This window comes from Actinomycetota bacterium, from assembly GCA_018334075.1.
Taxonomy (GTDB): domain Bacteria; phylum Actinomycetota; class Coriobacteriia; order Anaerosomatales; family UBA912; genus JAGXSC01.
Genome location: JAGXSC010000067.1, coordinates 1 through 4,032, shown reverse-complemented (window position 1 = coordinate 4,032; position 4,032 = coordinate 1). Strand labels below are relative to the sequence as shown.

The window sequence follows — 4,032 nt, the reverse complement described above, 5'->3', positions numbered from 1 at the left end:
CGAGCCGGTGTTGAGCGTCCTGCCGAGCGCTTCCTGCCACAAGGGCTGGTCGTCAAGTCGAAAGGGCTTGCCGACTTCGTGGGTCTGCGAAAACATGAACTGATAGTACCCCGCCGGCACCGCTACCCACGTGTTGGGCGACTTCAACTCCTTGAGCGTTCGAAACTCGTTGGCCGCATCGTGCCGCTCTCGCTGAAGCAACTTGCGCAGGCTTGCCGCTGGGTTGCGCAGCGCAGGCGCAAACTCCCGCTCCTCGTCAATTGCCTTGAGCTGACCCATGAGAGCTCGGCTTGCGCGGTTTATCTGCGTTTCATGCCCCTCGAATGCGAAGACTTCCTGCTTCTCGAAGTCGGCCCATCTCTCGACGATTGCAGGGCCCGAGAAGCTCACGTGGTCGGGCAGGCTCGTGCCATGCTCGGCGGCAACCAGCAGCGAAGAAATCGAAGTCGAGGCTAGCTCGACGAGATTGCGCATGCAATCGCTCTTGACCAGCGTGCGCCCGTCCGCGCCTCGCTTAGCAACGCCTTCGAGTTTTGCCTTGGAAAAGATTTCGTCAACGTTCGCCAGGGCGCGTCCAGCGAGCTCCTGGAGCTCCCTGTTCCTGCCATGCTTCTTGAAGAGCTCCGCCTCCTTCCTAAACTGGGAGACGTACTGCGACATCAGGCTGACGAGCTCGTCGAGGCCGACGGCTCCGACGGGCACCAGTGCAATCTTCTGCCGCAGGTCCGAGTCCCCCGTGATGCGCGTGAGGATGGTGCAGCGCAGCATCACCAGAAGCGTCAACAAGTCGATGGACTGTGCGAGCCACTGGCGCTTGTCGATTTTGTCCTCGGCGACGATGTAGTCGTCGACGGTCATCACCAAGTGCCGTGGCACGTTGTCGCCAGAGACGGTCTCGCCAGCGCTATTCTTGTATTGACCGCGTCCGCGATAGATGAGCTGGGCAATCTCCATGAGCCCGGCTTCGATGTTGAAGCGCGGCACGTTGGCAATAATCCAGTCGGTCCGAGGAAACGACACCCCTCGTGCACCTGAGGAAGTCATGAGAAACACGCGCGCGTCGTCGCGCGTTTCAGGGCTCACGAGTTTCTTGCGGCGCCAGGCAGGCACCGAAGCGTCGAGAATGTGTACGTTGCCATGATGCAGTGTTTGCGCTGCTTCCTCGAGCAGCATGGCGCGCAGGTCCCGCAAAAACAGCTTGTCCTGGGCGAAGTAGATGACTTGCCTGGCGCCGGCGTCCAGTGCCTTGAGGACTTCGTCTGCCGCGCGGCGCCTCATTGCGTCGCCCGTCTGGTCACGGATGGCCTCTCGCGGCGATTGCAGCTCTCCTGGGTTGCGCTTGGACTCCTCCAGCTGCAGCCCGGTCATCTTCACCCGGTAGTGGATGTGAAGCTCGCTGGCGGGAAAGCTGTTCGTCATCACGTGCAGCGTCTGGCGCTTGCGCCGAGCAATTTTGACATCGGTCACTGCGAGGCGAAAAGGACGTTCTCCCCCGGACTTGGACACCAGCACCTTGTCGGGAGCGTTGTCGCCAGCGTTGAGGTAGCGCTCGATGACGACTTCATTGCCCAGGGAGGCGTCGGAGACGACCAATGTCACGGTGAAGGGGCTTTCTTCATCCGCGTCCTCAAAGCACTCTATGAACTCGTCGTTCAGCCATTGCGCTACGGCGTGCACGAAAGGCGCACCGGCCCCATCGCCTGCGAGTTCGTCCACCATGACGACAATGGTGGGCATTTTCTTTGCAAACTGCGCTCGCTCCTGCCTGCCAGCGGCCTTGGACGCTGGATTTGCGAAGAGGCTCGATAGCGCCTCGATGGTGGTCGCACCCTTTACTCGCTCACGAAAGCCCTGAAGCGCTGCCGTCAGGACCATTCGGTTGACCCCCGGGTTGAGATGTAGCAGCTCTCTTGCCGTCAGTGCCATGCCCTTGAGGACGCCCATGAGGGGGCGGTCGCGGACCCGGTCTTCGTGCTCCGACAGCTGGTCCTTGCTCAGCCTGGTTGCGGCGTGTTCCGCATCGATGGTCTCTTCGTCCTTCGGCTCGAGCACGAGCAGCGCGGAGTTGACGGGCTTGATGAGGTCTTGCACCCCGTCGGCCACCACGGCGCACGAGACTTTATGTTTCGTGGCCAACCCCAACGCCACTTGCTTGGCATGCCAGCGCTCGGCTGCGGCGATGATTTGAGCATTCGTCGTGAGGGTCAGAATGCCAGTGGGCTCTTGCGTCTGACCTCGAGCGAGGCTCTGCGTCACGTCGCGGTTGATGACCACCCGAGGGCTCACGTACAGAAAGAGGTAGCCCCCCTCCTTCTGGCCCAGGTGCGTTCGAATGGCCGTAGTCTTGCCGATGCCTGGGTTTCCTTCGAGCGCCAAGACGTTGAGCGTGCCGACCCTTGCGCTCTTGAGGCCCGCAACGATAGCCGCAGCATGTATGTCACGCAGGGATAGCGTGGGCCTTCCTCGTGCGAGAGTCCGCATCTCGGCAGCTACCGCTTCGCGCGCCGACGCGCCAAAGTACTTGTTGAGTGCATCGCATTCGTCCACCATCGACTGCGCCGTGCTGAGCTCGAACTCCTGCGCAGGGTTCGAGAAGTTCGCAACCGTCTCGTCCAGGTCGAACGTGAAGTCCTCACCCGGTCTGGGGGCCTCGCCGGCAAGACGTTTGAATTCCTTGCGCAGGCGCGAGGGCAGCTTTGCGACCATGCCCTTGAAGACCGCCTCGACCTGGGACTCCAGGGCTGCCTCGTCGCCGTCGTCGAGTTTTACGCTCTCACGGTATGCCCGACCCATCTCGGCCATCAGTTTCTGACGAGGCTGCGGTTCTTTTTGGGGGTCAAATCGGGCCGACAGGCTCTCCAGTCCGTTGGGCGTGATGGCCAGAGCGCGCGCAGTGCAGGCCTTTTTCAAGACGTCTCGCTTTTGCAGCAGATGAACGGTTGCCTCGGCATAGGAGCTGGCCTGGCACAGCTTGTACAGGGGCTTGTCGTGCGATGTCAGCGCGCCGAGGTAGCTCTTGAGGTCGCCTGAGAGCTCGAAGGACTCGCCCTCGACCTCCGCTGCGACCCGTGCGAAGACGCTGCGCGAGTCCACGATGCGTCGATGCCGCATCAACTCATCCAGATGGGCGCCTTGCTCGCGGAAGTCCTGGAGTTGCGCGGGCATGCTGTACGAATACTCCTGCACGAGCAGATAGTCGTCTTGCGATGCCGGGCCTGTTAGCCAGAGCGTGAAGTCCGAATTAGCTGGCTGCCCCTTGCGCGACCAGTCGGGGTCGGCAACGCCGGTGAGCCCAAACTCCTCGCAGAAGGCTTCGCGGGTTTCTACCCGCGAAGCCAGCTCGAGCGTCGACTCGCCAGGCAGCGTCAGCGGACACCATAAAGTGCGGACCTTGAGCTCGGTGGGGTTCTTGAAGCACGATTTGACCTGGCGCAGATAGGCACGCATTGCGGTGTAGCCGACACCGTATGCCGTGAGCGCCAGGTGGCCCACGGCGGCGTTGACGACTTCGCGCCCTGCGGGGTCGACAACGTCGAGCTCGCGCGAGAGCCTGCGAGAAACCTCCAGCAGCTTGGTTTCGCTCCAGTGACGCAACCCGGGGCGGTCGCGCTGCACGAGACCTTGTTCAATCAAGCAGGCCAGAGCGCCTCGCTTGACAAGGACCTCGTAGGCTTGTCCCCAGAGAACAGCCTGCTGCTGAAAGGTGAGTTCAGCCGTGAAATTCGTCACTCGGACTCCTTGTGGAGGACCTTCGTGACATGAGCCAGCATTGCAGGCAATGACAGCAGGACCGAGCGACTGCCTCTGCGACGCATGACTTCGATTTCTCCGCTTTGCGCCGTCTTGGTCGGATTCGCCCAGTCGAAGGGGTCGAGCACGGGCAGCAGCACCGACTTCATAGATGGCTTCTCGCTTTCCATGAAGTGAATGGCGCGCAGCACGCTCACCAAGGACTTGCGGACCTCGGCGGCCTGGCCGATGCCAAGAATGTTCATCTCCGCGGTCTTGGCTGCTTCGATGTTGGTGACGCGC

Annotated in this window: 2 protein-coding genes; both read right to left on the bottom strand. The window is 61.7% G+C overall.

What is annotated here, in order from left to right; all coding sequences use genetic code 11:
- A partial coding sequence (locus tag KGZ89_08180; protein MBS3974825.1) for a helicase occupies positions 1 to 3,729 on the bottom strand: 3,729 nt, incomplete at its 3' end.
- Positions 3,726 to 4,032: hypothetical protein (locus tag KGZ89_08175; GenBank protein MBS3974824.1), on the bottom strand; the 307-nt coding region annotated here is incomplete at its 5' end. The genes KGZ89_08180 and KGZ89_08175, both read right to left, overlap by 4 nt.